We start from the raw sequence: 24745 nt of genomic DNA on the forward strand, positions 1-24745 counted from the left end.
ACAAATTGAGTTGTCTTGACAAACGAAGTTGTCGGTGAGAGGGTTCTCCCATGCTTGAAGTGGCGGTGATCGAGGACGCGGCTACGGCCGAGGTCTCGCTGGACCCGGTGCGGGCCCGGCTGCTGGCCGAACTGGCCGAGCCGAGCTCGGCGACCATGCTGGCGGCCAAGGTGGGGCTGCCCCGGCAGAAGGTCAACTACCACCTGCGCACGCTGGAGCAGCACGGGCTGGTCGAGCTGGCCGAGGAGCGCCGCAAGGGCAACATGACCGAGCGGGTCATGCGCGCCACGGCGGCGTCCTACGTGATCTCGCCGATGGCGCTGGCCGCCGTGCAGCCCGACCCGGAGCGGTCGCCCGACCGGCTGTCCGCGCGGTGGCTGCTCGCGGTGGCGGCGCGGTTGGTGCGCGACGTGGGCAACCTGCTCACGGGCGGCGCGAAGGCGGGCAAGAGGGTGGCGACCTTCGCCATCGACGGCGAGGTCCGGTTCGCCACGGCGGGCGACCGGGCCGCGTTCGCCGAGGAACTGGCCGCGGCGGTGACCGGGCTGGTCGCGAAGTACCACGACGAGACGGCGGAGGGTGGGCGGGCGCATCGCGTCGTCGTCGCCGTGCACCCCAGCATTCCCAAGGAGTCCTGATGGGCCACGCGTACGAGGAAACCAACGAGGTCGAGCTGGCGGTCACGCCCGAGCAGGTCTGGGCGGCGATCGCCACCGGGCCGGGCATCGACTCGTGGTTCATGGGCAGCAACGAGGTCGAGGCCGGCGTCGCGGTGAAGGGCGCGTTCAGCGGCTACCAGCCGACGCACGGCGTCACCGCGTGGGAACCGGGCAAGCACCTGGCCTACGGCGGGGAGAAGGAGCCGGACGGCCGGTTCATCGCCTACGAGTTCCTGATCGAGGGCCGGGAGCGGGGCAGCACCGTGCTGCGCATGGTCGCGAGCGGCTTCCTGCCCGGCGACGACTGGCACGACGAGTTCGAGGCGATGCTGGCCGGCGGCGCGATGTTCTGGCGCACGCTGATCGAGTACCTGGAGCACTTCGCGGGCCGCACCGCCCGCCCGGTGACCGTGCCCGGCCCGCAGGTCTCGGACTGGGCCGAGCGCTGGGCCGCGCTGCACCGCGCGCTGGGCCTGACCGCCGCGCCGCGGCGCGGTGACGCGGTGACCGTCGACGGGATCCCCGGCGTCGTCTACTACGCCAACGGGCAGACGATCGGGATCCGCACGCCCGACGCGATGTACCGGTTCTTCCAAGGTCTCGGTGGCTCGCTGATCGCGATGCACCACGTCTTCGCCGACGACGAGCGCGACGAGCGCAGCTGGTCCTCCTGGATGGGCGGGCTGTCGTGACCGCGCTGGGAACGCGGCAGCGGTCCGGCACCGACGTGACCGGTCTGCTGCTGGGCTGCGGGGTGCTCGCCGGGCCGCTCTACCTGGCCACCGGGTTCGCCCAAGCGTTCACCCGGGACGGCTTCGACCTCCGGCGGCACCCGTTCAGCTTCCTCTCGTTGGGCGACGGCGGCTGGGTGCAGGTCGCGAACTTCGTGCTCACCGGGTTGTTGTTCCTGGCCATGGTCTTCGGGGTGCGGCGGGCGATCAAGGGACAGCGCGGCGGCACGTGGGGGCCGGTGCTGCTGGGGATCTTCGCGGTCGGCATGGTCGGCGGCGGCGTCTTCGTGGCCGACCCAGCGTTCGGGTTCCCGGTCGGCGCGCCGGACGGGCAGCCGGAATCGCTCTCGTGGCACGGGACCCTGCACGGGGTGGCGTTCTTCGCGGCGTTCCCGGCGCTGATCGCGGCGTGCTTCGTGTTCGCCCGGCGGTTTCGTGGCGGGTGGTCGTGGTACTGCGCGGCGACCGGGGTGATCTCCATGGCGCCCATGGCTTTCATGGGTTCGGAGTGGGGAACGGTGCTGCTGTACGCGGTGGCAGTGGTGAGTTGGCTCTGGGTGTCCGCGGTCGCGCTGAAGCTGCGCGCCGAAGTCTGAGGAGAACGTCGAACATGGGTCAGGTCACGTCCGCGGACGGCACCGGTATCGCTTACAGCAAGGTCGGTTCGGGGCCCGCGCTGATCGTCGTCGACGGCGCGCTGTGCTACCGGGAGTTCGGCCCCGCCAAGCAGTTGGCCGAGGCGCTCGCGCCGCACTTCACCGTCTACACCTACGACCGGCGCGGTCGCGGCGAGAGCGGGAGCACCGGGCTTTACGACGTCGAGCGGGAGGTCGAGGACATCGCCGCGCTGATCGAGCGGGCGGGTGGCCGGGCGCACCTGTTCGGGATGTCCTCCGGTGGCGCGCTGGTCGCCGAGGCAGTGCACCGGGGTGTCGCGGCCGAGCGGTTCGCCGTCTACGAGTCGCCGATGATCGTGGACGGGTCGCGGGACCCGATGCCGGCGGACTACCCGGAGCGGATGAGCCGCGCGGTCGCCGCCGGCCGGCCGGGCAACGCGGTGAAGATGTTCATGAAGTTCGTCGGCACGCCCGGGTTGTTCGTCGCGCTGATGCAGGTCATGCCGATGTGGAAGAAGCTCAAGGGCGTGGCGCACACGCTGCCCAACGACCTGGCGGTGGTCGGTGAGCACCAGCGCGGGGTCGCGCCGCCCGCCGACCGGTGGTCCGGGGCGAAGGCACCCGGCCTGGTCATCGCCGGCGGCAAGAGCCCGGCGTGGATGCGCAACGCCCAGCAGGTGCTGGCGTCCGCGCTGCCGGACGGGCGGTTGACGGTGCTCGACGGCCAGACCCACATGGTCAAGGCGGACGTCACCGCACCGGTCCTGGTCGACTTCCTCACCCGCTGATCCGCCGGCCACGGGGCGCTGCCGCGACGCGGTGGCGTCCCGGCGGTTGTTGGTCCACAAAGGACTACTCTCGGGCCGGGTGATCCGGGAGGCAGCGAATGCGTCGTGCCATCCGCACATGGCACGACGCTCGACGCGGAGTCACCGCCCCCACGTGACGGCTGCTACGGCTTGCGGGCGACCGCTCCGGCGATGCAGTACGACACGGCGTCGAGCTTCCTCAGTCGCGGCCCGTCCGGCCACCAGTCCGCGCAGATCACCAGCCCGGGGTCGACCATCTCCAGGCCCTCGAACAGGCCGAGCAGCTCGGCGCGGGTGGCGAACCGGCCGGAACCCATGGGGGAGTGCAGGAACGTCTCCTCCATCCGCCGCGCGATCGCCGAGTGCTCCTCGGTTTCCGGGTCCATGAAGTGGCTGATCGCCACGTACGAGCCGGACGGCAGCGCCTCGACGTACTCGGCCATGATCTCCGCCGACGTCGGCGACGTGCCGTTGTAGTGGTGCAGCGTGCCGAGCTGGAACAGCGCCACCGGCCGGCTGAAGTCGATGTGCTTGCGCACCACCTCGTCCTGGAGGATCTCCTGCGGGCGGAAGATGTCCGCGGCGGAGAAGTGCGTCTGGTCGTTCTCCTCCAGCAGCGCGCGGCCGTGGGCCAGCACCACCGGGTCGTTGTCGACGTAGACCACTCGTGCGTCCGGCTGAATCCGTTGCGCCACTTGGTGGGTGTTCTCCGCCGTGGGCAGGCCGGAGCCGCAGTCCAGGAACTGGGTGATGCCGGTCTGGCCGGCGACGAACCGGGTGGCGCGGATGAGGAAGGACCTGTTGTCCACGGCCAACGTGGCCGCTTCCGGTGCGACCTGCTGGACGCGGCGCAGCACTTCCCGGTCGATCTCGTAATTGTCCTTGCCGTTGAGGAAGGCGTCGTAGACCCTGGCGATGCTGGCCTTGGTCGTGTCGATGTAGACGGGGGCGGCGGTGTCCGAGGACGGTCCCGGCATTGGTGACCTCGCAGTGGGGTTGGGGAGAGCGGCGGCCGTGCACCGCGGCACGACCCACCCAGCGTAGGTGCTTGGACTCACCGTGTGAGTGGGCAGTGTGCGGCGGACGGAGGAAGATCAGCGGTGTACGTTCAGTGACGATGCGATTTCGGGCTGTCCGGGCGCAACCGCTGTTCGGGTGGACGGCGTCGCACGAGTGAGGACGATCGGGAGGATCAGCGATGGCCACTGGTGACCCCGAGGGTTCGGCCACCGAGCGGGACGGCGGCCCCACCGCGCTGCGCATCGTGCTCGGCTCGCAGTTGCGCAGGCTGCGGGAGGGCGCGGAGATCAGCCGCGCGGACGCGGGGTACGCGATCCGCGGCTCGGAGTCGAAGATCAGCCGGATGGAACTCGGCCGGGTCGGGCTCAAGGAGCGCGACGTCTCGGATCTGCTGACCATGTACGGGATGACGGACGCGGACGCGCGGGACAAGTTCCTGGCGATGGTCCGCCGGTCGAACGCGCCCGGCTGGTGGCACCGGTACACCGACCTCATGCCGGACTGGTTCCAGGACTACGTCGGGCTGGAGGAGGCGGCGTCCCGGATCCTGACCTACGAGACGCAGTTCGTGCCCGGGTTGCTCCAGACCGAGGCGTACGCGATGGCGATCGCCAGCCACGGCAGGCCGGAACTGGCCGGCCCGCCGGTGAAGCGCCGGGTCTCGCTGCGCATGCAGCGGCAGAAGGTGATGTTCCGGCCGGGCGCCCCGCGGCTGTGGGCGGTGATCGACGAATCAGTGCTGCATCGCCCGATCGGTGGGCGTCAGGTGCTGCTCGACCAGATCGAGCACTTGCTCTCCGTAACCAAAGACGGACCCATCACTCTCCAGATCGTTCCGTACCAGTTGAGCGGTTACGCAGCGGAGGGTCCGTTCACCATGCTGCGGTTCAGCGAGCGCGACCTGCCCGACATCGTCTACCTGGAGCACCTGGCGGGTGCCCTCTACCTCGACAAACGGGAAGAACTCGAGGTCTACAGCAGGGTTTTCGACCGGTTGACGGTCGACGCGGAGACGCCCGACCGCAGCCGGCAGTTGCTGATGAAGATCCGAGCGGACCTGTAGCGCTCCTCCGTCCGGGGGAGATTCGTCCTCTGCATCTGCACGTGCATTTACCCACCTCTCACGGAGTGCTACGGTCCGTGCACAGCCAGATGCACGTGCAGATGCATCCCGTCGCGTGGGGTAGGTGATGTCGATGGCCCTCAAGGCCCACAACGGCATGTCCGCGGCCGAGCTGCCGGACGTGACTTGGCGCAAGAGCGCGCGCAGCGGAGCGTACGGCAACTGCGTCGAACTCGCCGCACTGGACAGCGGTGAGATCGCGATGCGCAACTCCCGGTTCCCGGACGGTCCCGCCCTCGTCTACACCAGGGCGGAGATCGCGGCCTTCGTGGCCGGTGCCAGGGACGGGGAATTCGATGACCTCGCCGGCTGACGCCGTGGTGCGGACTTCGTTGCAGCTGCGCCAGTTGATCGAGCGCGGTTTCCAGTTCCTGCACCCCAGGGACTCCCGGGGTGAGCTGGCGGCAGTGGTGGGTGTCCGGGCGCACGACGCGGTGATCGACGTCGTGCGGTTGCACACCGAGGACGACGTGGTGGCGATCAGGATGCCCGCCGACGAGGTGAACGTCCTGTCCCCCACGAGATTCTCCTGGCGACGGCGCGGGCCGGCGACGAGCGTGCTCGACGAGCTGCTCGAACTGCCCGACGACCGGATCGCCTGACCAGACGGCCCGTTCCACCCGGAACGGGATGAGGGGCGGCACGTGTCCCTCGCCGACGAACCTGACCTGGAGACGCAGCGGGAACCGGCTCCGCGCCCGTTGTCCGGTTCCGTGACGCTCGAAGCGGAACTCCGTGTTCGTCGCCTCTGGCGCGAAGGTCGGCCGCACCCGACCTTCGCGCCGGCTAACTCCCGTCGAGACCGCGCAGCACCACGTCGAGGCCCCGGCGGAACCCGTCCGGCACCCCGAGTCCCGCGGTGGCGGTCTCCGCGAGCAGCGGGAACTCCGATTGTGCCGCCATGGCAGCGGTTCCGGGCCCGGACAGCGGTCCGAGGTGCTCCAGCTGCACCGCGCCGATCAGGTAGCCCAGCAGCGCGCGCAACGCCACCACCCGCCGTTCGCCGCGGAAACCGGCCTGTGCCAACACTTCCAGCACGGCCTCGGACCAGCGCAGCAGCGCGGGCGAGCGGTGCCGGTGGGTCATCGTCAGCGGCACCGCGTTCGGGTGCGCGGCGATCGCGTCCCGCACGCGGTGCACCAGGGCCGTGACCTGGTCCGGCCAGTCGGCCGCCGGCGGCCGGGTGTCCACTGTGGACAAGACGTGGTCAACGACCAGTGCCTCCAGGCCGGTCTTGTCCGGGACGTACCGGTAGAGCGACATGGTGCCCATGCCGAGTTCCTGGGCGACGGCGCGCATGGACAGGTCGGCCAGGCCGGCGCGGTCGATCACGGCGAGCGCGGCGGCGGCCAGGTCCTCGGGGGTCAGCGAACGGGGTCGGGGCATGGTGCTTGACAGCGTACGACATACGCTCATACCGTGACGTAGGCGTACGAGGCACGCCTACGAGGGGGTTTTCACGGTGTTGACGACGCGCGAGTGGGAGACGGTGCTGGGCGGTCCGGTACGGGTGCCGGACCCGGACCTGCTGGTGCACCTGCAGTTCCGGCGCTTCGCCGGCTGCCCGGTGTGCAACCTGCACCTGCGGTCGGTCGTCCGGCGGCACGCGGAGATCGAGGCGCGCGGCATCCGGGAGGTCGTGGTGTTCCACTCGACGGCCGAGGAGTTGCGGCCGCACGTGGCGGACCTGCCGTTCGCCGTGGTGGGTGATCCGGGGAAGGTGCTCTACGTCGAGTTCGGCGTGGAGTCCTCGCCCCGGTCGGTGCTCGATCCACGGGCCTGGGGATCAATCGCGCGGGGCTTGGCGCGCGACCTCGGGCCGGTCCTGCTCGGCCGCCGGCCGCTGCCCCGGCCGACCGGGGGACGGCTGGGCCTACCAGCGGATTTCCTGATCGCGCCGGACGGCCGGGTGATCGCGGAGAAGCGCGGCGAGCACGCCGACGACCAGTGGTCGGTGGACGAGCTGCTGCGCCTCGCCGGCTAGTTGTCCACAGGCTTGTCCACAGCTGTGGACCGATCGAACGCCTGTTCGACCAGTGCGCGACGGCTCGTCGTCACACCCAGCCGGCGGGGCCGGGCCGTGAGGGCGGGTCAGGGCAAAGGGAAATGCCCGCCAAGGTGTCCTTGGCGGTTCAGGGAAGACACGTCCGGCAAATCCGAACAATTCCCACGTCTATTCTTGGCAGCTGTGGGAAAAGTGCGGGTGGACGCACCCCGGCCACGTGTGGTGGGCCGGGGTGCGTCCGTTCGATCAGTTGCTGACCTTCAGGCTGTAGCCGGCGAAGCCGAGCTGGCAGACGTACGAGGACCAGACGCCACCGGAGGTGCCGTTGCCGCCGACGGTGTTGCAGTCGGCGAGCGAGAGGGTGGCCAGGTACACGTTGCTGAAGGAGCCGTGGGTCGGCTGCACCAGGGTGCTGTAGCCGGCGACCCCGCTCTTGCACTCGTAGCTGGAGAACACGCCGCCGGCCACGCCGTTGGTGCCGATCTGCGTGCAGGTCGCGTTGTCGCTGGTGTAGAGGTAGACCGGGTCGGCGGAGGCCTGGGCGGCACCGGCGCCGAGCGCGAGGGTGGCCGCGGCGGCCGCCGCACCGGCGGTCAGGACACGGGCGAGCTTCATCATGTCAATTCTCCCCAGAATGTCGGTTTCGACCGTATCGGCACCGCCGTGGCGGCACCTGAAACGACGTTAACAGCCGCTTACCGGCACCCTGGGAACATTTCTTCTCGACTGTGAATAATGCCCTGCGGAATCGGGCCTCAAGGTCCGGCGACAGCGCTGGTCCGCGTCGTACCCAGAGGTAATGTGTGAGGTGGGTCACGCAAGCTTGTAACAGTATTGGGAGAGGCGCTGTCCGGGCTACCGGGAAAAGGCATTCGTCGCACCGGTTGACCTCTCCGTCGTATCGGTCATACTCGGCCGGATGGAGCTGGAAGTGCGGCACTTGCGCTTCGTGGAGGCCATCGGCGCGGCGGGCAGCCTCACCCGGGCCGCCGCCGCGCTCGGGGTGTCCCAGCCCGCGCTCACCTCCCAGCTGCACCGCATCGAGCACGCCCTGGGCGGCCTGCTGTTCGACCGGGGCCGGCACGGCGCGCGCCCCACCGCCCTCGGCGAGGTCGTGCTGACCCACGCCCGCGAGGTGCTCGGTGCGCTGGACGGCCTGCGCCGCGCGGTCGACCGGCTGCCCGGCGGACCGCTGCTGAGGGTGGGTGTGCTGCCCACCGCCCTGGCCCGGCAGCTCGGCGGGACGGCCGCCGCCGCCGTGCCGGACCGGGTGGTGGACCTGTCGGTGGTGCAGAGCCGGGCCGAGGCCCTGGCCGCGCTGCGCGACGGACGGCTGGACCTCGCCCTGCACGTCGACTTCCCCGATCGCGAGTGCGTCGCGCCGCCCGGCGTGGGGATCACCCCGCTGGGCTGGGAGCCGGTGTTCGTGCTCGTGCCGGACGCGCACCCGGCCGCCGGGCGCGCGGAACCCGCCCTCGCCGACTTGGCGGGGTCGACCTGGCTGACCTCGCGGCACGGGGACGACGAGTTCGCTCGCCACCTGGTGGACCGCTGCGGGCCGGTCGTCCTGCAGGCCGTGGAGGAACTCGTGGTCGCCGAGCTCGTCCGGCGCGGCGCGGACGTCGTGGTGCCGTTGCAGCCGCTCGACACCGGCAGCACGATCCCCGGCCGGATCCACGCGGTCGAGGGCTCGCCGCTGCGGATCCGGCACCTCCTGCTGTGGTCCGAGGCCGTGGACCCGGCCGTGGTGGACCGCATCCACGCCGGTCTGGTCGCCGCCTACCGCCGGGTCGCGCCGGCGGGCTGCCGCATCCCCGGCTGGTTCGACCGCAACCCCGGCTGGCTCGGCTCGCCCTGACCCCGCGGCGGCTGACCCTCAGCGGCTGCCCCTCAGCGGCTGCACGGATCGTGCCGGGGGACGGGGCGGGCCGGGGTCGTGGTCCACTCCGGGTGCCGGTGCAGCCAGGCGCGGTAGACCGGCGGCCGTTGCACGACCTGGTGCTGCGCCTCGACCAGCCCCGTCCACAGCCGGTCCACGTCGGCCGGCCGCAGCACCCCGCCCGTCCGCCAGAACAACGTCGTCGCCATCCACAGCGGCGCGCCCGCCAGCGGCACGACCGCCACCCCCGACCGGCTCCGGCTGCCCGGCATGACCGGCAGCACCGCGCGCCCGAGCTCGGCCGCCTGCAACGCCTCGGTGGCGTCCATGATCCGGATGTCCGGGGTGAACCCGGCCCGCAGGCACACCTCGGTGAGGTGGTCGCCGAAGTGGTCCCGCGCGGTCGACGCCGCGCCCCACGTCTCGCCCGCCAGGTCCGCCAGGTCGATCTCGGTGCGCCGGGCCAGCGGGTGCCGGTCGGCCAGCGCGACGAACATCGGCTCGACGGCCACCGCGGCGCGGTGCACGCCGGCCGGCACCGGGTACTCGCCGCCCGGGAACTCGGCGACCAGCGCGCCTTCGATCCTGTTGTCCGCCAGCAGCTCCAGGTGCGCCACACCGTCCAGTTCGGTGCGCACCGAGGCCTCCACCCCGAGCACCCGGGGCACCAGCACGGACAGGCTCGCCAGCAGCATCGACGGCGTGCAGCCGAACCGGGCCGCGCCCGGCGACGTGCGCCCCACGGCCACCTCGAACCGGTCCAGCGCCTCCAGCACGGTCCGGGCGTGCGCGGCCACCACCTCGCCCAGCGGCGTCGGGGTCGCGCCCCGCGCACCCCGCCGGAACAGCGGCCCGCCGACGATCCGCTCCGCCCGCCGCAACGCCTCGGTGACCGACGGCTGCGTCATCCGCAGCTCGGCCGCCGCGCCGGTGAGCGTGCCGGCGTCGGCGATCGCGCGGACCACCCGGAGGTGCCGGAACTCCAGCTCCATAGGCGGACCTTATGCAACGTTGGGATTGTTCGGCCAGTTCACGGCCCGCTCATCATGTGTTCACGGTCGTCGCCTGCACTTCGACCGCTGGAGCACCACCCCCTGCACCAGAAGGAAAACCCATGTCATTGCGTACCTTGCTGCGCGCTGCCCTCGTGCCGGTGGCCGCCGCGGCGGCCTTCGCGGCCATGCCGGTGGCGAACGCCGACCCCGTCACGCCGTACATCGTGGGCGGCGGCAACGCCACCGAGACCTACTCGTTCATGGGCTCGATCCAGCTCAACGGCCGGCACGGCTGCGGCGCGTCGCTGGTCAGCGCCCAGTGGATGGTGACGGCCGGGCACTGCACCTACAACCAGCAGTCCCCGATCCAGCCCTCGCAGATGCGGGTGCGGGTCGGCTCGACCCAGTGGAGCAGCGGCGGCACGCTCGCCGGTGTCTCGCAGATCGTGCGGCACCCGAACTACCGCCCCGGCGGCAGCCAGCAGTACGACATCGCGCTGCTGCGGCTGTCCACCTCCGTGTCCCAGGCTCCGATCAGCCTCGGTGACAGCTCGCCCGCCGCCAACACCGCCGTGCGGCTCATCGGCTGGGGCCAGACCTGCAACACCCCGCAGTGCGGCCAGCCGCCGACGAACCTGAAGCAGCTCGACACCCGGATCAACCCGGACTCCATGTGCACCAACGAGTTCAACGGCAGCCACGAGCTGTGCGTGTACAGCACCACCTCGCAGACCGCGTGCTACGGCGACTCGGGCGGCCCGATGGTGCAGAAGGTCGGCGCGGAGTGGCGCCTGCTCGGCGCGACCAGCCGGGCCGGCGTCGTCAACCAGACCTGCGGCTCGGGCCAGGCCACGATCTACACCGACGTGGTGGCCTTCACGCAGTGGATCCAGTCGACGACCGGCGGTGGCACCCCCAACCCGCCCGGCTGCTCGACCTCGGAGTGGAACCCGGCCCAGTACTACCCGCCGGGCTCGACCGTGGCTTACCGGGGCTACCAGTGGCGCAACCCGTACTGGAGCTACGGCGAGGCGCCCGGCCAGAGCTACGCCTGGCAGCGGGTCGGCGAGTGCTGACCTGAGTCCCGCCTCACGGGTCGGGTGGACCCCGGGACGGGGAGCGACGGGTCCACCCGGTCCGCTCGAACGCCCGGCGACGCCGGGACGCACGGACGAAGGCCCCGCCGGACAGGCGGGGCCTTCGGGGCCTTGGGTCAGAACCGACGGTCAGCCGACGGGCGCGCTCATGGCGAACCAGTTGAACGTCTCCACCATCTGCCGGGTCGTGCCGACGTACTGCGGGCCGGTCAGCTCCCACCGGACCACCGTGCGGTAGGTGCCGGGCTGGAGGCTCTCGTCCACGTCGGTGTTCTCGTCGTCCTTCACCGGCACGTACTCGGTGATCGTCCGCTTGGTCAGCGTCACGTCCAGCAGCTGGTAGTCCGACTGGGAGTCCAGGTAGCCGGGCTGCTTGTGGTCGCCCGCGCGGCCCGGGTCGGACAGCTTGAGCTGCACGGTGTTGCCGTTGAACGAGCCCTTGGCCGCGACCACGGTGACGATGTGCCCGCCGCCGCGCTGGAGGCTGCCCGCCTGCGGCCCGGCCGAGTAGCGGCCGTACACCAGCTGCACCGGCCCCTGGTCGAGCTTGCGGGCCAGGTCGCCGGAGAAGTCGGCCGCGTTGGCGGAGTTGGTGTTGCCGACCGCGGTGTGCCACCCGATGTCGCGGGCCGGTTTGGTGGCGACGTTCCACGCGGTCTGGAGGTTGCCCATGGTGGTCTTGCCGTCGTACTTGGCGTCCACGCCGATCCGCCAGATCGAGTTGCCGACGACGGTGTAGTCCGCCGGGTCCTTCGGGTCGAGGTTCTTGACCTTGGTGGACAGCCAGCCGACCGGCGCGCCCTTCACGTGACCCCAGTAGTGCAGCACGTTGTAGAGCGACGCGGGGCCGCAGTAGGCGTTGCCGTTGTTCTCCAGACCGGCCCGGAACTGGTCGACGTCGCTCACGCCGCACAGCTTCACGTCGAAGTCGGCGCCGGAGACGTCGGAGGTCCGGGTGCACGGCGGGGGCGTGCCGATGATGTCGGCGGACGCGACGCCGGAGAACGTGAGAGCGCCGGCGGCGGCGGTGACGGTGAGGGCGAGCGCCTTGCGGATCATGGTCCTACCTCCTGGTGTGAGCCCCTGTGGAGAGCTTCCGTGGTGCGGTAGGACAAGACTGACCTGCGAAGACGTCCAGGGCATGAGGGATCGTCCCTCAACCTGGGAGCGCGTCGAAGTGGGGTGTATCAGGCACCCCCCAAGCCTGATCCGTATCTCTCCGGTGCGCGTCGGGTACCGGTCAGGCCAGGACGCGGGCCAGTTCGCGGCGACCGCTGATGCCGAGCTTGGTGTAGATCCGGCCCAGGTGGTTCTCCACCGTCTTGGGCGTCACGAACAGCTCCTGCGCGATCTCCCGGTTCGGCCGGCCCAGCGCCGCCAGGTCGGCCACCCGGCGTTCGCTCGCGGTCAACGCCTCCGCGCCCGCGAGCGCCACCCGGCGCGGCCGGTCGCCCAGCGCCTCCAGCGCCTCCGCGCCCCGCGCGCGCAACGCGACCGAGCCGCACTCCGCCGCCAGGTCGGTGCCCCGGTGCAACGGCGCGCGCGCGTCGACCCGGCGGCGGGCCACCCGCAGCGCCTCGCCGAGGTCGACCAGGGACCGGGCCAGGTGCAGCCGCGCGGGCGAGTTCTCCAGCACCTCGACGGATTCGGCGAGCAGCGCCACCCGGTGCTCGGCGTCGGCGTGCGCGAGCAGCCGCAGCGCCGCGCCCACTTCTGTTGCGGCGCCCCACTTCCGTGCGACGGCGAGCTGTTCGCGGGCCAGCGCGAGGGCTTCGGCCTCGTCGCCGAGCAGCATCGCCGCCCGCACCGCCGGGTCGCGCCACGGGATGGTCGGCGCGTCCACGTCCACGGCCCGCATCTCGTCGCGCTGCCGGAACGCCTCCGCCTTGGCCAGCACCGGGTTCCCGTTCGCCAGCGCGATCAGCGCGCGCGGCTCGTGCAGCCACAGGGTGGGCATCATCGGCGGCGCGTCGGCGTGCAGCGCGTCGAACCGGGCCAGCGCCCGTGCCGCGGCCTCGACGTCACCGCGCTCGAACGCGGCGTAGGTGATGAAGTGCGTGGCGGTGGCGCGCAGGGCGACGATGTGCGGGCCGGTTTCCTCGTCCCGCACGGCGGCCAGCGCGCCCTCGCCCTCCGCCTCCACGAAGGTCACGTTGCCCAGCCGCCAGTTCAGGAACAGCGCGGCGTTGGCGACCATGGCGAACTCGACCGGCGACCCGTGCGACCGGACCCGCAGCCGGGCGCGGTCGATCTCCCGGCGGGCGTCGTCCACGCCGTCGGCCGACATCAGCGCCAGCAGGGCCACCACCCACGCCACCATCGCGTCCGTGCTGCCGGTGGCGTCGTCGAAGTACGCGCCGTGCGACAGCGCCCGCAGCGCGGTGTCGGCCACCTCCGCCGCCGGCCACACCTCGTAGCGGCCCGTCTGGGCCAGCAGGCCGAGCAGCGTCCGCTCGTCGGGTGTGTTGCCGCGCAACGACTTGAAGCGGGCCAGGTGGTCCGAGGCGACCACCCGGTGCTCGCGCAGGAACGACCGGGTCACCGCCAGCCGGGCCTCCAGGTGCAGCCGGCCGTCGCCGTCGGGCAGGACCCGGATCGCCTGGGACAGCTCGGCGATCGCCGCCTCCGGACCGTCCACGACGGACGTCGCCGACGCGGCGGCGGCGACGAGTTCGGCGTTGGGCAGGTCGGCGGCGGCGGACCGGAGTTCGCGCCGGGCCCCGGCGGCGTCCCCGGTGCGCAGCAGCGCCCGGCCGTACTCGGCGCGCAGCCCGGCGTCCTCCGGCGACTCCGCCACGGCCCGCGCCAGGTGCGCGGCGGCGGTCTGCGCGTCCCCGGCCGCGAGCAGCGCGGCGGCGGCCTCGCGCAGCACGTCGGCGGCGTCGGGCAAGGTGCCCCGGGGCGCCTGCGCGAGGTGCGCGGCGACCCGGTCGGCCGGTGCCTTCGCGGCCCGCAGCCGGGTGGCGGCGGTGGCGTGCAGCGCGGCCCGCGCCACCGGGCCCAGGTCGGCCAGCACGGCCTCCCGGACCACCGGGTGCACGAACGCCAGGTGGTCGTCCGCGCTGGTCAGGACGTTCGCCCCGACCAGTGCGGCGACGGCGGCGGGCAGCGCGGCGACGTCCAGCCCGGCGACCGCGCCGACCTGCCACGGGTCGCTGCCGGTGCCCAGCACGGCCGCCGCGCCCGCCAGCGCCACCGCCTCGCGCGGCAGCCGGCCGAGCGCCGCCCGGAACACCGAGGTCGGCCCGAGCCCGGCGACCCGCTCGGCGGTCGCCGGGTCGCCCGGCGGCAGGCCGAGCACGTCCAGCTCGTCGACCAGCACGCGGGCCAGGAACGGGTTGCCGGCGCTGGCCTCGTGCAGCGCCCGCACCACGGCCGGGGCCGCGCCGGTGATCAGGTCGGCCAGCGCCGCCGGGCTCAGCGGGCGGGGCAGCAGCCGCTCGGCCCGGCGGGAGTCGCCGAGCTGCGCCAGCGGGCCGGTGTTGGCGGCCGGTCGGGTGGCCACCACCAGCGTGATCGGCAGGTCGGCGATCCGCCGGGACAGGTAGAGCAGGAAGTGCAGCGACGACAGGTCCGCCCAGTGCGCGTCGTCCACGGTGATCAGCAGCGGCCGGGTGGACGACAGGTCGACCGCCACCCACCACAGCGCGTGCAGGGTGCGGGCCAGTTCCGCCTCGCCCGGGTCGGCGGCGGCGGCGTCCAGCGCCGCCAGCGCGGCCCCGGAGGGCCCGGCCAGGATCGCCGCGCGGACCTCGCCCCGGTACCGGGACACCGACCGCTCCACCAGCTGCCGGACCACGCCCCACGCCATCGCGCCCTCCAGCGCGTCGCCGACCGCCTGGAGCCGGCCGAAACCGCGCTGCTTGGCCAGCTCGCGGGCCGCCTCGACCAGCCGGGTCTTGCCGATCCCGGCCCGGCCCTCGATCAGCACCACCCGCCCCTCGCCGGCCGCCGCGGCGTCCAGCGCCGAGGCGATCCGGGCCAGTTCCCGGTCGCGTTCCAGCGGCGCGCTCACCGCAGCGCGCGCAGCAGCCGGGCGGGGTCGCGCAGCGGGCGGCCGTGGCCGAACAGCACCAGCTTCGGGCGCAACCCGGCGAGCCGCCGCATGGACTCCAGGTTCTGCTCCTGGTCCCAGGTCAGGAACCCCGGCGGGCCGGTCGGCCACAGCACGTTGAAGAACACGTCCCCGCAGATCAGCACGCCGTCGTGGTCGCGCCACAGGGCGATGTGGCCGGGGGAGTGGCCGGGCACGTCGAGCACGGTGAACCCGGCGACCTCGTCACCCTCGCGCAGGCCCCGGGCGACCGGGTGCGGGTCGGGGGTCTTCAGGCGGGAGAGCAGCTTCGGGATGCGGCCGGGCGCGGGGACCGGGGTGGAGGTGCGGATCGCCTCGGCGTCCGCCGCGCCCGCCCACAGCGGCAGGTCGTACCGGTCGCACACGGCGTGGCTGGAGCCGTAGTGGTCGGGGTGCGCGTGGGTGACGACGTGCGCGCTCAGGGCGCGGCCGTCGAGCTGGCGGGTGAGCCGGCGGCGGGCGGCGGGCGTGCCCGCGTCCACCAGCACGTCCTCCACGAGGTACGCGTTGACCAGGTGGGGCGGACGCCCCGGCAACTGGTGCACTCCGGGTGCCAGTGGTCGCACCGGGTGATCGTAGCGTCTGCCCTGGTAGTCGCGGGGGAGTCGCGTGCGGCCGAACGGGCTCGCACGCTAGGTCGGCGGGCCGCCGGTCGCCGAACGGATGGGGAGCGCAGCGCGCCGCCGCGCGTCCGGTGGCGCGAGATTTGTGCCCGGCGGGTCCGCGCGCGGATTACCGACCTGGCCATGTCGGCGAAGATGGAACTGGCGCCGCCACCGACGTAGAGCACGCCGTCCGGGCCGAACGCGACAGTGCCGACGAAGTGGCTCGGGTACTGCCGGCACCAATTGAGTCACTCGTGGTTGTTCGGAACCGATCGCCGATATCGCCCGCCCGGAGCAGTCCGCCCCCGCGACGTCGATGCGTCACTGCGTGGAATAGCCGGTCCGCGCACCGGGGTGGAAACAGTCGGCCGACGAATGGTCGTCCGCAGATCTGCGGAATGTTCCCCGTGGTACGCCCAGGTGTCGGCAGTGCTATAACCGGGGCTATAACCGGGGTGGCCGAGGAATCGTTGCAACCGGTCGGATCGGTGAATGACCAATTCCGGTCATTGATCTCTTGATCGCAGAGTTGAAGCGCATTGCGCATTCGCTTCACTTGGTGGAGGCTGCACGCCATGAACGTCCCTCCCCTGCCGCCAGGGCAGTGGGCACCGGTCCCCGTGATCCCGGGCATCCCCGAGCACCGCCGGCGCGAAGGCGCGTACCTGCCGCCCCCGCTGCCGTCCCACCTGCCGCAGCCCGTGGCGACCTACCGCCTGGTGGCCGAGGCCGAGCACGCCCTGGGCCGGCTCGACGAGGCCGCCGACCGGCTGCGGGTCAGGTCCGGCCTGGTCCGGGCCACCCAGGTGCGCGACGCGCAGGCGTCCGCCGGGCTCACCGGGACCGCGATCGGGCTGCGCGAGGCGCTCGCCGCCGACCTCCTGGCCGCCCGGGGGGACCCGCCGACCGACCGGTCCGCCCCGGCCCAGCTGCTCGCGCCCCACCTGGCCGCCTACGACCACGGCATCGGGCGCGTCCGCGCCGGGGCCCCGGTTGACGCCGAGCTGATCGGCCGGCTGGCCGCGATCATGGTCGGCCGCCCCGAAGCAGGCCCGCGCGAGGTGCTGCGCGACGAACCCGGTGTGCTCGGCCTCGACCGCGAACGCGCGTACCTGTTGACGGCGACCGGCGCGCACCTCGTCGCGCAGCTTGAGCAGTGGGACACGTGGGTGCGCGAGGAGCACGAGCAGCCGAGGATCGCCAAGATCGCGCTCGCGCACTACCAACTCGAAGTGCTGCAACCGTTCCCGGCCGCCAACGGGCACGTGGCGCGGGCGTTCTCGATGCTGGAGATGGTGCGCTGCGGCCTGCTGCGCGACCAGCTCCTGCCGCTGTCGGTGTGGCTGGACGACACGCTGCCCGAGTACCAGGAGGAGATCCGCGCGGTGGTCGACACCGGCCAGGTGCACCACTGGGTGGAGTTCTTCGCCTGCGCCGTCCGCGACCAGGCGCTGGCGCAGCTGCGGCTGATCGGCCACCTGGAGGAGCTGGCCGAGCGGTACGCCCGGCTGCTGCCGCGCACCGGCGCGCTGCCCGAGGTGGCGGCGAACCTGATCGGCTTCCCGGTGGTCGACCACCGGGCGCTGCGCGAACGGCACGAAGTGACCACTAAGGCCGCCACCGACCTCACCCGCCGGCTGGTGCAGCGCGGGATCCTGGTCCCGTGGGACTCCCGCGACTACCGGCGGGTGTTCGTGTGCCGGGACGTGCTGCGCCTGCTCGTGGACAACCCGGACACCACGGCCCTGCCCTGACCCTCGCGGAGAGAACCCACATGAGCACTCCACCCCGTCGCGGCCGGCACCGCCGCGAATCCCGTCCCCGCTTCACTCCTTGGGCGAAGCTAGGCGTCGGGCTGCTGATCCAGCTCCTGGTGGCCCTGCTCCGGAACTGACCCGGCGGGCAGATCGAGCCACCCCCGCACGGCCCGCGCGTCCCGCTCGGCGAGGTCGGGCAGCACGCGGCGCAGCCGCCGCCGGCCCGCGCCCTCGTCGCCGGAGAGCCACAGCGCGCGGCCCAGCAGCACCTGCGTGCGGGCGCGGTCCTCGGCGGGCCCGTCGTCGAACGCCTTGTCCGCGCGGGTCAGGTAGTTCACTGCGGTGTCGAGCCGGCCCGCCTCGATCATCAGCGTGCCCAGGTGGGCCAGCGCGCGGGCGACGTCGTGCGGGCCGCCGTGCAGGATGCGCAGTTCGAGCACCTCGTCCGCGCAGCCGACGACCCGGTGCAGCCGGCCCTGGGCGCGGTAGGTCGCCGCCAGGGCGTCCAGGGCGCCCACGGTCGGCTCCGGGTCGTCCAGGTGCCGCCAGATGGCCAGTTCGCGCATCCCGAGCGCAGCGGCCGGGCGCAGCGACCCCCGGGCCCGCAGCACCTCCGCGCCGGCCCGCAGCGCCGCGGCGAGCGGTCTGGACGCCGGCAGCGCGGCGGCCAGCGGTGCGGTGCGGTCGTAGAGCTCCAGCGGCCACCGGCCGTCGGCGTCCGGGGGCAGCGCGCGCCACGCGTGGGCCAGCAGGTCGAGAGCCGTCTCGTCGCCGACCCGCACCGCGGCGATCACCTCGTCGCGGTGCTCGGCGAACCACCGCCGCACGTCGTCGGCGTCCTCCAGGGGCAGTGGTCCGTTCGGCGGCCCGGGATCCGGGACGTCGTGGCCGAGGGCGTGCCGCGCGCGCAGCACGTCCCGCAGCAACCGCCTGCCGTGCTCGCTCACCTGCCGCCGTCCTTCCCGGTCCGCTGCGCGGGCGTCGACCGGCCGTCGTGTGCCGGCCACTGGTCACATCGGGTCGCGCCGCCCATCCGTCTCCGATGATCATCAGTGTCCACCAATCGGGTGACTGGTGGGCACCGCCAAGTTGTCTCTTCGCGGGTGACGCTCAGTCATCCCGCCCGGTCCGCGACACCACCTCGAAGAGGTCGTCGAACTGCATCGGGGCCAGCGCGGCGAGCGCGCCGCCGATGAACGCCGGCCCCGGCCGCAGCTCCCCGCTGAGCACCCGGGCGACCGTCGAGCGGTTCACCTCCATGGCCTTGGCCAGCGCGTAGTCCGAGCTGAACCCCGCCAGCAGCGCGGCCTTGGCGAAGGCCTGCGCGCGCAGCCTGATGGTCTTCGGCATCGCCGCCTCCGCTGTCATGTGTGCGCACCGGACGTCCGTCATGTGCACCCAACTCTAGTGCGGTTGCCTGTGAGCAACGGCGGCCGCGACGGTCGGCGGAGGTGGGAAGGGTTGGGGGTGCGTTGCGGACGTTGCGTGCACGCGCCTAACATCGGTGCATGAGCGAACCCGAGAACGTCCCGTCCCCGTGGTGGCGGTACCTGGAGGAGAACCTGGCGAGCCGGGGTCTGACGACCGGCGACCTGGCCCGCGGCGCGGGCGTGGACCGCAGCCGGCTGTCGGACTGGAAGCGCGGCGGCAAGGCGTCGCTGGAGTCGGCGCGGGCGGTGGCGAGCCTGTTCGGGGCCGGCCCGCTGGAGGTGATGGTCGCCGCCGGCCTGCTCACCCCGCAGGAGGCGAAGCTGCGCGAGGCCCGGCCGGACCCGGCCCGGCTGAGCGACGAGGAGCTGGTCGCCGAACTCCGCCGGCGGATGGGCCGCCGACCCGCCGACCGGGTCGATCCGAAGAACACTCACACCGGGTGAGCGCGGTTCGAGACGCCGGCCGTCCGCCAGCCGGACGCCCCACCAGGCACGGAGACACCCGCGGCCCGTGGTGTGTTCCGCGTTGGCCTCCGTCATGCCATCGTGTTTTCACCAACGATTGGTCTGGACCTTCGGTCCGGTGGCGAAAGGACGAAAAATGCGTGGCACCACCGTGTTACCGGGGACGCCCTGCCAGACGCCGCGGGTGGGTGAGCTGCCGATGCACCGGTTGGAGGTGCCGGTGCCCAACGCCCTGCCGTTCGCCATCGGCACGTTCGACTCGATCGGGCCGATGTCGAGCGCGAACTTCCCGCACCGGCACACCTTCCACGAGATCGTGCTCGTCACGGGAGGCGTCGGCACCCACGTCGTGGACCTGGCCCGCTGGGAACTGCGCCCGCCCCACCTGTGCGCCATCGCGCCGGGCCAGGTGCACCACTGGGCCGACACCCGGGCGTTGGAGGGGTTCGTCATCCTGTTCACCGACGACTTCCTCATCGACCACCCCGGCGACCGCGAACTGCTGCGGCGGCTGAGCGAACGGCCCTGGCTCACCCTCGAGGACGACACCCACGCCGGCCTGTCCGCGCTGGTCCGCGAGCTGGACCAGGAGTACCGGGAACGCGCCGAGGGCGTCGAGTCGGTGCTGAGGTCCCTGCTGCACGTGCTGATCGTGCGCGCGGCCCGGCTGCCGGAGACGCCGAGCGCGTCCCCGCCCGCCCGGACCGGCGCGGTGGCCGAGGAGTTCGCCCGCCTCGCGGGCCGGCCCGACGTCGACCTGTGGTCGGTGCGGGCCTACGCCGAGCGGATCGGCGTCACCCCGGGCTACCTCACCGAGGCGGTGAAGGCGGCGACCGGCCGCACCCCGTCCGAACTCGTGCGCGAGGCGCGGGCCAGCGAGGCCAAGCGGCTGCTCGCCCGAACAGACCTGACCGTGCGGCAGATCGCGGGCCGGGTGGGGTTCGCCGACCCGGCCTACTTCTGCCGCTTCTTCCGCCGCGAGACCGGCGTCAGCCCCGGCGACTTCCGCCGCACGGGGGATGTGCGCGGCGCCACGACGGGTGACGCCGTTCACAGTTATGACCGACCACGAGATACACCACGAACTACCGCCCCAGTCCATCGTCCGCGCCGAAGCGTCTCCATAGGTTCGTTATGAATTCCCGAGACCGCCCATCCCCCACGAGGAGCAGGCATGGACACGCCTACGGACGGCGACCAGAGCACGACCGAGGAATCGCCTGATTCCCGGAACTTCAGCCGCAGGCCGGTCCTGCGCGCCGCCCTCGCGGCCGGCGTCGCGGTGCCCGCCGCGCTGATGGGTGTGCCCGCTCTGGCTCGCACGATCCCCAGCACGGGCGGCCAGCTCGAACCCACCCCGCAGTGCGACGACGGCGACGACCCGACCCCGGCGCAGACCGAGGGGCCGTACTTCAAGCCGAACTCGCCGCGGCGCTCGTCGCTGGTCGACGCGGGCACGGTCGGCACCCGCCTCACCGTCACCGGCTTCGTCTTCGGGCTGCGCTGCCAGCCGATCGCGAACGTGCTGCTGGACTTCTGGCAGGCGGACAACAACGGTGTGTACGACAACACCGGCTTCAAGTTCCGCGGCCACCAGTTCACCGACGCGTCGGGCAAGTTCACCCTGGCCACGATCGTGCCCGGCCTCTACCCCGGCCGCACCCGGCACATCCACGTCAAGGTGCAGGCCCCCGGCGGCCGCGTGCTCACCACCCAGCTCTACTTCCCCGGTGAGCCGCGCAACAACACCGACACCATCTACGACCCGCGCCTCCTCATGACGATGCGCAACGTAGGGACGGGTCGCGAGGGTCAGTACGACTTCGTGCTCAACATCCAGCAGACGACCACCACCACCCGGCCGACGTCCACGACGACGACCACCGAGCCGACCGGCCCCACGACGACCACCACGGTTCCCCCCGGTGGCACGTGGGCGGCGGGCACGCCCTACACCGCCGGCACCAAGGTGACCTACGGCGGCGTCAGCTACGTGTGCCAGCAGGCGCACACCGCCCAGGCCGGCTGGGAGCCGCCGAACGTGCCCGCCCTGTGGCGCGTCGGCTGATCTGACTGCCCGCGCGACCCGGTAACCGATCGCGCCTGACCCTGCCATCGGCAGCAGTCCCGGCGTCGCGCCAAAGGAGACGGCGACAGCCGTCCCGCCCAGTCCCGGAAGGCCCTCGGAGACGTCCGAGGGCCTTCCGCATTTCGGTGGATGTCTTGCGTCCACAATGGACTTTCCCGCTACGTCGCTCTGCCCCCTCGGCGTCGTGTCCGAACCGGGCGTCCCGACTCCCCGTCCGCCGTGGTCGGCCCTCGGCCGTTACCTCGTCGTGGTCCGGACGTAACGGTCGTCCCCCGGTCCGCCGATGCTCAGACCAAAGGTCCTGAGCGTCTGGAGCGTGCCGTGATCGAGAACTCGCCCCACGGGCTGGTGATGCTGGGTGCCGAAACGGCGGTCACCGTCACCCGCGAGGAGGACCACCAGGCCGAACTGTCCCGGTACCCGGTCGCGCCGGGGATGCGCAGGCACGTGGCGGTGGAGTTAGCCTGGTGCACGATCTCGACCGGCAAGTACCGGGGCGAGCGCGCCATCGAGGTGAGGTTGGACGGTCGGCGCGTCGGCGAACTGACCCACATGATGTCCCAGCGGTACGCGCCGCTGTTGGTCCAGCTCAACGCCCGTGGCAGCCGCACCGGCTGCGAAGCCGTGATCCAGGCCGGCGTCCGGGGTGCCGAGGTCGTCCTCCGCCTGCCCCACGAGGGCAACCTGACCCTCCCGCTCGACCCGCCCACCGGACCACCGACGGCCATCCACCAGCCGGTCCTGCACCAGACGACGCCTCACCCGATGCCGGTCCGCACGTCACGGTTCACGAAGCACCGTCCCGCGTGGATCGCCGCCGCAGCCGTCGCCGTGGTGTTGTTCATAGCGGCCATAGCGAACGCAGGCACCCCCAAAACCCCTGCCGCAAAGCTGACCACCACGGCCCCCACCACAACCACCACCACCGTGGCCCCAACCACCACCACCACGACGACCACAACGACGACCACCACCACCACGACCACCACGACGGCCGTACCCGCACCCCCGCCCCCACCCCAGACGACGCAGCCGCCAGCCGTGAAGCAGACGACCGAACAGGCCGCTCCGCCGCCCGCCCCACCGGTCGCCGACCCCACCTGCCACCCCAACTACAGCGGCTGCGTACCCATCGCATCGGACGTCGACTGCGCTGGCGGCAGCGGCAACGGCCCCGCGTACGTGCGCGGTCCCATCCAGGTCCTAGGACCGGACGTGTACGGCTTGGACGGCAACGACAAGGACGGCATCGCCTGCGAGTGAGCCGCTAGCGGACGTTCCCGAGGGGCGGACCAGGTGGTGCAGCGGCTCGAGGGCGGCCTCCGCAACCATCACCCTGACGAGGGACCAGTTTGCGGCAACGTCACCCGTATCCCAGCAACGCGGGGCCGGGTCGGTCCTGCACACTGGCGGCATGGAGGTTGGTACGCGAAGGGTCGCTGGGCGCCGTAGCCGCACGGTGGGGCGCTTGCGCCGGGCGGCGCGCGGTCTCGTGGAGGCGGCGGTCGGCGCTGCTCCGGAGTGCCCCTTCTCTCCTGACGGCAGGCACGCGCGGTCCAGCGTGCCCGGCAGGTCGACCTGCCAGTTCTGCGGAGCGTCGATGTGAGCGCCGCCCAATTGCCGCACGACATGCGCGGCCAGCCGTTGTGCCAGCACACCCGGCCTGGTAACTGCACCTGGTGGTGCAGCTACCGCCGTGCGGTCATCTGCATCACCCCGGTCGCCGTGCTCATCCTCGGCGGCATCGGGTTGCTGTGGGCCACCGGCAACCACGACCAGGCCATCCAGGTGTTCGCGGGCATCAGCCTCGTGCTGGGTTTCGGGATCCCCGCCGTCATCTTCGCCAACGCTTCCAGCGAGCGCTGACACCTCCTGGAGGCTTGCGGGCTTCTCTCGCGTGCCGGATGAGGGCTTAAGGGAGCCGACTACGCCGGGGTTCGCACCACGCGTAGCTCCACGGCCGCAGTGGCCGATCGACCTCAGTGGCCGCTACAAGCAAGAGCCTCTGACCTGTTTTACGAGGTCAGAGGCTCTGCATCACCCGGCGAAAGGTGAGTGCCCCCGGCAGGATTCGAACCTGCGACACACGGTTTAGGAAACCGATGCTCTATCCCCTGAGCTACGAGGGCGCACCGGGCAGAGTACCGGGTGTCGTGGGGCGGGGGTGGGGGTGGGTGGGGTCACCTGGGTGGCGGGCTGGGTTGCTGTGCGTGCGGATTTCGGGGGGTGGCCGGGGTGTGGGGCTGAGCTGTTGGGGGGAAGTGGTGTGGGTCACCTTCACACCCGTTGGGGGTTCGGGTAGTGAGGGAGGGGTCTGGTTGGAAACTCGGCGGAAGACTTTCCATGAGCGGTAGACCTTGGCCGGATTTCCGGCCCGGACCCCTGGGTGCGATGGGGGCCTGGTGGCGTCGTCGGTGGGTGCGGCGGGCGGAGGAGTTCACGTTCGAGCCTCCCTCCTCGTCGCACCAGCAGGCGTTCGAGACGCCCTTGCCCAGTGCCGTGTACGGGCTGGACTTCCGGGCCCGGTTCACTGTGCACTGGCGGCTCGACCTGACCACCGGCGCACGGCACAACGTGCCGCGCAGCGCCGCCATCAACGACATCGTGCGGCGCGCCAAGGAGGTCACCGAGCGCGCCATGCTGGTGCACCACGCGCCGTTGCAGCACCAGCTCGGCGACGAGCTGGCCGCCGAACGGCAAGTAGAGGGCACCCACGTCTGGGCGCGGGCCGAAGGGGTCGAGCTCTCGGTGGACGAGACGGAGCTCGAGATGGCCCGCAAGCACATCGAGCTCCTCCAGACCACCACGGTCCGCCAGGCCGAGCGCGACGCCGAGCGCGCCGAGATCCGGTACCTGCGCGACGAGGTGCTCACCGACCTCTCCACCGCGACCATCTGGTGGTTGCACCGCAACGGCTACCAGGTCGAGCAGGCCATCGGGCTGGCCCAGCAGCTCGCCGAGCTGGTCCGGATCGCCTCGCTGCGGCGCGACCAGCACTGGGCCGAAACCCTGGTCACCAGCTTCGAATCCGCCCTGCCGCGGCTGTCCGACGGCCACCGGACGGACCTGCGGCTGCACCTGGCCAAGGCCCTCGGCATCTACGGCGGCGCCTCGGTCGCCACGGAGTTCGCCGAGCAGGTCGGCCTCCCGCACCAGAACGGGGTCAAGCCGCTGACCTGAGGGCGCGGCAGAAAGCCCGCCGAGCGGGGAAGTCGACGGCGGAACCGAGGGCGGAACCGACGGCGACTGACGGCGGCTGACGGCGGCTGACGGCGGCTGACGGCGGCTGACGGCGGCTGACGGCGAACCGACTGTGCCGGAACGGGATTCGGGACACCATTCAAAGGTTGCGACCGAAATCTCTTTCGCTGGCGGCGACGGGCCCGAGC

The 24745-nt window shown here is 72.2% G+C and carries 26 protein-coding genes and 1 tRNA gene; 17 read left to right on the plus strand and 10 right to left on the minus strand.

The annotated features are described in order from the left end of the window. The first annotated feature begins 50 nt into the window (after positions 1–50). Genes BN6_RS03035 through BN6_RS03050 form a run of 4 tightly spaced genes read left to right on the plus strand, consistent with a single transcriptional unit; the run spans position 51 to position 2795 of the window. Positions 51–638 (plus strand): ArsR/SmtB family transcription factor, encoded by a 588-nt coding sequence (locus tag BN6_RS03035; RefSeq protein WP_015098059.1) that lies wholly within the window; start codon positions 51–53, stop codon positions 636–638. Further along, the gene (locus BN6_RS03040) at positions 638–1351 is read left to right on the plus strand and encodes an SRPBCC family protein (RefSeq protein ID WP_015098060.1); all 714 of its coding nucleotides are present in this window, start codon (positions 638–640) and stop codon (positions 1349–1351) included. The genes BN6_RS03035 and BN6_RS03040 overlap by 1 nt, the downstream gene beginning before the upstream one ends. Then, entirely contained in the window at positions 1348–1986 is a 639-nt protein-coding gene (locus BN6_RS03045; protein WP_015098061.1) for a DUF998 domain-containing protein, read from the plus strand. Before BN6_RS03040 ends, BN6_RS03045 begins: the two co-directional genes overlap by 4 nt. Before the next feature lie 14 nt (positions 1987–2000). Further along, positions 2001–2795 carry an alpha/beta fold hydrolase gene (locus tag BN6_RS03050; RefSeq protein WP_015098062.1) on the plus strand — a complete coding sequence of 265 codons (795 nt, stop codon included), beginning with the start codon at positions 2001–2003 and terminating at the stop codon, positions 2793–2795. Positions 2796–2959: 164 nt separating this feature from the next. Here BN6_RS03050 and BN6_RS03055 read toward each other — a convergent pair whose 3' ends face one another. Further along, positions 2960–3793 carry an SAM-dependent methyltransferase gene (locus BN6_RS03055; RefSeq protein ID WP_015098063.1) on the minus strand — a complete coding sequence of 278 codons (834 nt, stop codon included), beginning with the start codon at positions 3791–3793 and terminating at the stop codon, positions 2960–2962. Between the two features lie 221 nt (positions 3794–4014). Here BN6_RS03055 and BN6_RS03060 point away from each other — a divergent pair, with 221 nt between their 5' ends. The 3 genes from BN6_RS03060 (at position 4015) to BN6_RS03070 (ending at position 5561) form a co-directional block, all read left to right on the plus strand. Further along, positions 4015–4899: a helix-turn-helix domain-containing protein gene (locus BN6_RS03060; protein ID WP_015098064.1), complete on the plus strand. Its 885-nt coding sequence runs from the start codon at positions 4015–4017 to the stop codon at positions 4897–4899. Between the two features lie 127 nt (positions 4900–5026). Beyond that, entirely contained in the window at positions 5027–5272 is a 246-nt protein-coding gene (locus BN6_RS03065; protein WP_015098065.1) for a DUF397 domain-containing protein, read from the plus strand. Next, positions 5256–5561 carry a hypothetical protein gene (locus BN6_RS03070; protein ID WP_015098066.1) on the plus strand — a complete coding sequence of 102 codons (306 nt, stop codon included), beginning with the start codon at positions 5256–5258 and terminating at the stop codon, positions 5559–5561. Before BN6_RS03065 ends, BN6_RS03070 begins: the two co-directional genes overlap by 17 nt. A 184-nt stretch (positions 5562–5745) precedes the next feature. Here the strand turns inward: BN6_RS03070 and BN6_RS03075 are convergent, their stop codons facing one another. Further along, complete coding sequence (locus BN6_RS03075; RefSeq protein ID WP_041311788.1) at positions 5746–6345, minus strand: TetR/AcrR family transcriptional regulator; 600 nt, start codon at positions 6343–6345, stop codon at positions 5746–5748. Positions 6346–6421: 76 nt separating this feature from the next. On the opposite strand from BN6_RS03075, the gene BN6_RS03080 reads away from it, so the two are divergent. Continuing rightward, positions 6422–6943, plus strand: coding sequence for a peroxiredoxin-like family protein (locus BN6_RS03080; protein ID WP_015098068.1), 522 nt, complete (start codon positions 6422–6424; stop codon positions 6941–6943). Positions 6944–7210: 267 nt separating this feature from the next. On the opposite strand, the gene BN6_RS03085 is transcribed toward BN6_RS03080, so the two are convergent. Beyond that, the gene (locus BN6_RS03085) at positions 7211–7582 is read right to left on the minus strand and encodes a hypothetical protein (protein WP_015098069.1); all 372 of its coding nucleotides are present in this window, start codon (positions 7580–7582) and stop codon (positions 7211–7213) included. Positions 7583–7883: 301 nt separating this feature from the next. Here BN6_RS03085 and BN6_RS03090 point away from each other — a divergent pair, with 301 nt between their 5' ends. Further along, positions 7884–8822, plus strand: a complete 939-nt coding sequence (locus tag BN6_RS03090) for a LysR family transcriptional regulator (RefSeq protein WP_015098070.1) — start codon at positions 7884–7886, stop codon at positions 8820–8822. A 32-nt stretch (positions 8823–8854) separates the two neighbouring features. Here the strand turns inward: BN6_RS03090 and BN6_RS03095 are convergent, their stop codons facing one another. Further along, a complete protein-coding gene (locus tag BN6_RS03095) occupies positions 8855–9835 on the minus strand; it encodes a LysR family transcriptional regulator (RefSeq protein ID WP_015098071.1) in 981 nt (326 codons plus the stop codon). Positions 9836–9957: 122 nt separating this feature from the next. Here BN6_RS03095 and BN6_RS03100 point away from each other — a divergent pair, with 122 nt between their 5' ends. Beyond that, positions 9958–10914, plus strand: a complete 957-nt coding sequence (locus BN6_RS03100) for a trypsin-like serine protease (protein ID WP_015098072.1) — start codon at positions 9958–9960, stop codon at positions 10912–10914. A 150-nt stretch (positions 10915–11064) separates the two neighbouring features. Here the strand turns inward: BN6_RS03100 and BN6_RS03105 are convergent, their stop codons facing one another. The 3 genes from BN6_RS03105 to BN6_RS03115 form a co-directional block, all read right to left on the minus strand. Beyond that, complete coding sequence (locus BN6_RS03105) at positions 11065–11994, minus strand: hypothetical protein (protein WP_041311792.1); 930 nt, start codon at positions 11992–11994, stop codon at positions 11065–11067. Positions 11995–12175: 181 nt separating this feature from the next. Further along, entirely contained in the window at positions 12176–14950 is a 2775-nt protein-coding gene (locus tag BN6_RS49450) for a helix-turn-helix transcriptional regulator (protein WP_015098074.1), read from the minus strand. Further along, the gene (locus tag BN6_RS03115) at positions 14947–15576 is read right to left on the minus strand and encodes an MBL fold metallo-hydrolase (protein WP_015098075.1); all 630 of its coding nucleotides are present in this window, start codon (positions 15574–15576) and stop codon (positions 14947–14949) included. The genes BN6_RS49450 and BN6_RS03115 overlap by 4 nt, the downstream gene beginning before the upstream one ends. A 614-nt stretch (positions 15577–16190) precedes the next feature. Between BN6_RS03115 and BN6_RS03120 the strand changes: the two genes are divergently transcribed. Next, positions 16191–17369 carry a Fic family protein gene (locus BN6_RS03120; protein ID WP_015098076.1) on the plus strand — a complete coding sequence of 393 codons (1179 nt, stop codon included), beginning with the start codon at positions 16191–16193 and terminating at the stop codon, positions 17367–17369. An 89-nt stretch (positions 17370–17458) separates the two neighbouring features. Here the strand turns inward: BN6_RS03120 and BN6_RS03125 are convergent, their stop codons facing one another. After that, complete coding sequence (locus tag BN6_RS03125) at positions 17459–18319, minus strand: tetratricopeptide repeat protein (RefSeq protein ID WP_015098077.1); 861 nt, start codon at positions 18317–18319, stop codon at positions 17459–17461. A 163-nt stretch (positions 18320–18482) separates the two neighbouring features. Beyond that, the gene (locus BN6_RS03130) at positions 18483–18722 is read right to left on the minus strand and encodes a hypothetical protein (protein WP_015098078.1); all 240 of its coding nucleotides are present in this window, start codon (positions 18720–18722) and stop codon (positions 18483–18485) included. A 158-nt stretch (positions 18723–18880) separates the two neighbouring features. Here BN6_RS03130 and BN6_RS03135 point away from each other — a divergent pair, with 158 nt between their 5' ends. From BN6_RS03135 to BN6_RS03155, 5 genes are all read left to right on the plus strand, one after another. Further along, positions 18881–19246 carry a helix-turn-helix domain-containing protein gene (locus BN6_RS03135; RefSeq protein WP_015098079.1) on the plus strand — a complete coding sequence of 122 codons (366 nt, stop codon included), beginning with the start codon at positions 18881–18883 and terminating at the stop codon, positions 19244–19246. A gap of 157 nt (positions 19247–19403) precedes the next feature. Next, complete coding sequence (locus tag BN6_RS03140; protein ID WP_015098080.1) at positions 19404–20405, plus strand: helix-turn-helix transcriptional regulator; 1002 nt, start codon at positions 19404–19406, stop codon at positions 20403–20405. Positions 20406–20441: 36 nt separating this feature from the next. Further along, positions 20442–21335, plus strand: a complete 894-nt coding sequence (locus BN6_RS03145; protein ID WP_015098081.1) for a dioxygenase family protein — start codon at positions 20442–20444, stop codon at positions 21333–21335. Positions 21336–21677: 342 nt separating this feature from the next. Beyond that, positions 21678–22619 carry a hypothetical protein gene (locus BN6_RS47595; RefSeq protein WP_015098082.1) on the plus strand — a complete coding sequence of 314 codons (942 nt, stop codon included), beginning with the start codon at positions 21678–21680 and terminating at the stop codon, positions 22617–22619. Positions 22620–22958: 339 nt separating this feature from the next. After that, positions 22959–23222 carry a hypothetical protein gene (locus tag BN6_RS03155; RefSeq protein WP_015098083.1) on the plus strand — a complete coding sequence of 88 codons (264 nt, stop codon included), beginning with the start codon at positions 22959–22961 and terminating at the stop codon, positions 23220–23222. A gap of 190 nt (positions 23223–23412) precedes the next feature. On the opposite strand, the gene BN6_RS03160 is transcribed toward BN6_RS03155, so the two are convergent. Continuing rightward, positions 23413–23485: transfer RNA gene (locus BN6_RS03160), tRNA-Arg, on the minus strand. Positions 23486–23747: 262 nt separating this feature from the next. Here BN6_RS03160 and BN6_RS03165 point away from each other — a divergent pair. Then, positions 23748–24536: a hypothetical protein gene (locus tag BN6_RS03165; protein WP_231904965.1), complete on the plus strand. Its 789-nt coding sequence runs from the start codon at positions 23748–23750 to the stop codon at positions 24534–24536. Positions 24537–24745: the final 209 nt, after the last annotated feature.

Origin of the sequence: Saccharothrix espanaensis DSM 44229 (assembly GCF_000328705.1) — a bacterium.
Lineage (GTDB): Bacteria > Actinomycetota > Actinomycetes > Mycobacteriales > Pseudonocardiaceae > Actinosynnema > Actinosynnema espanaense.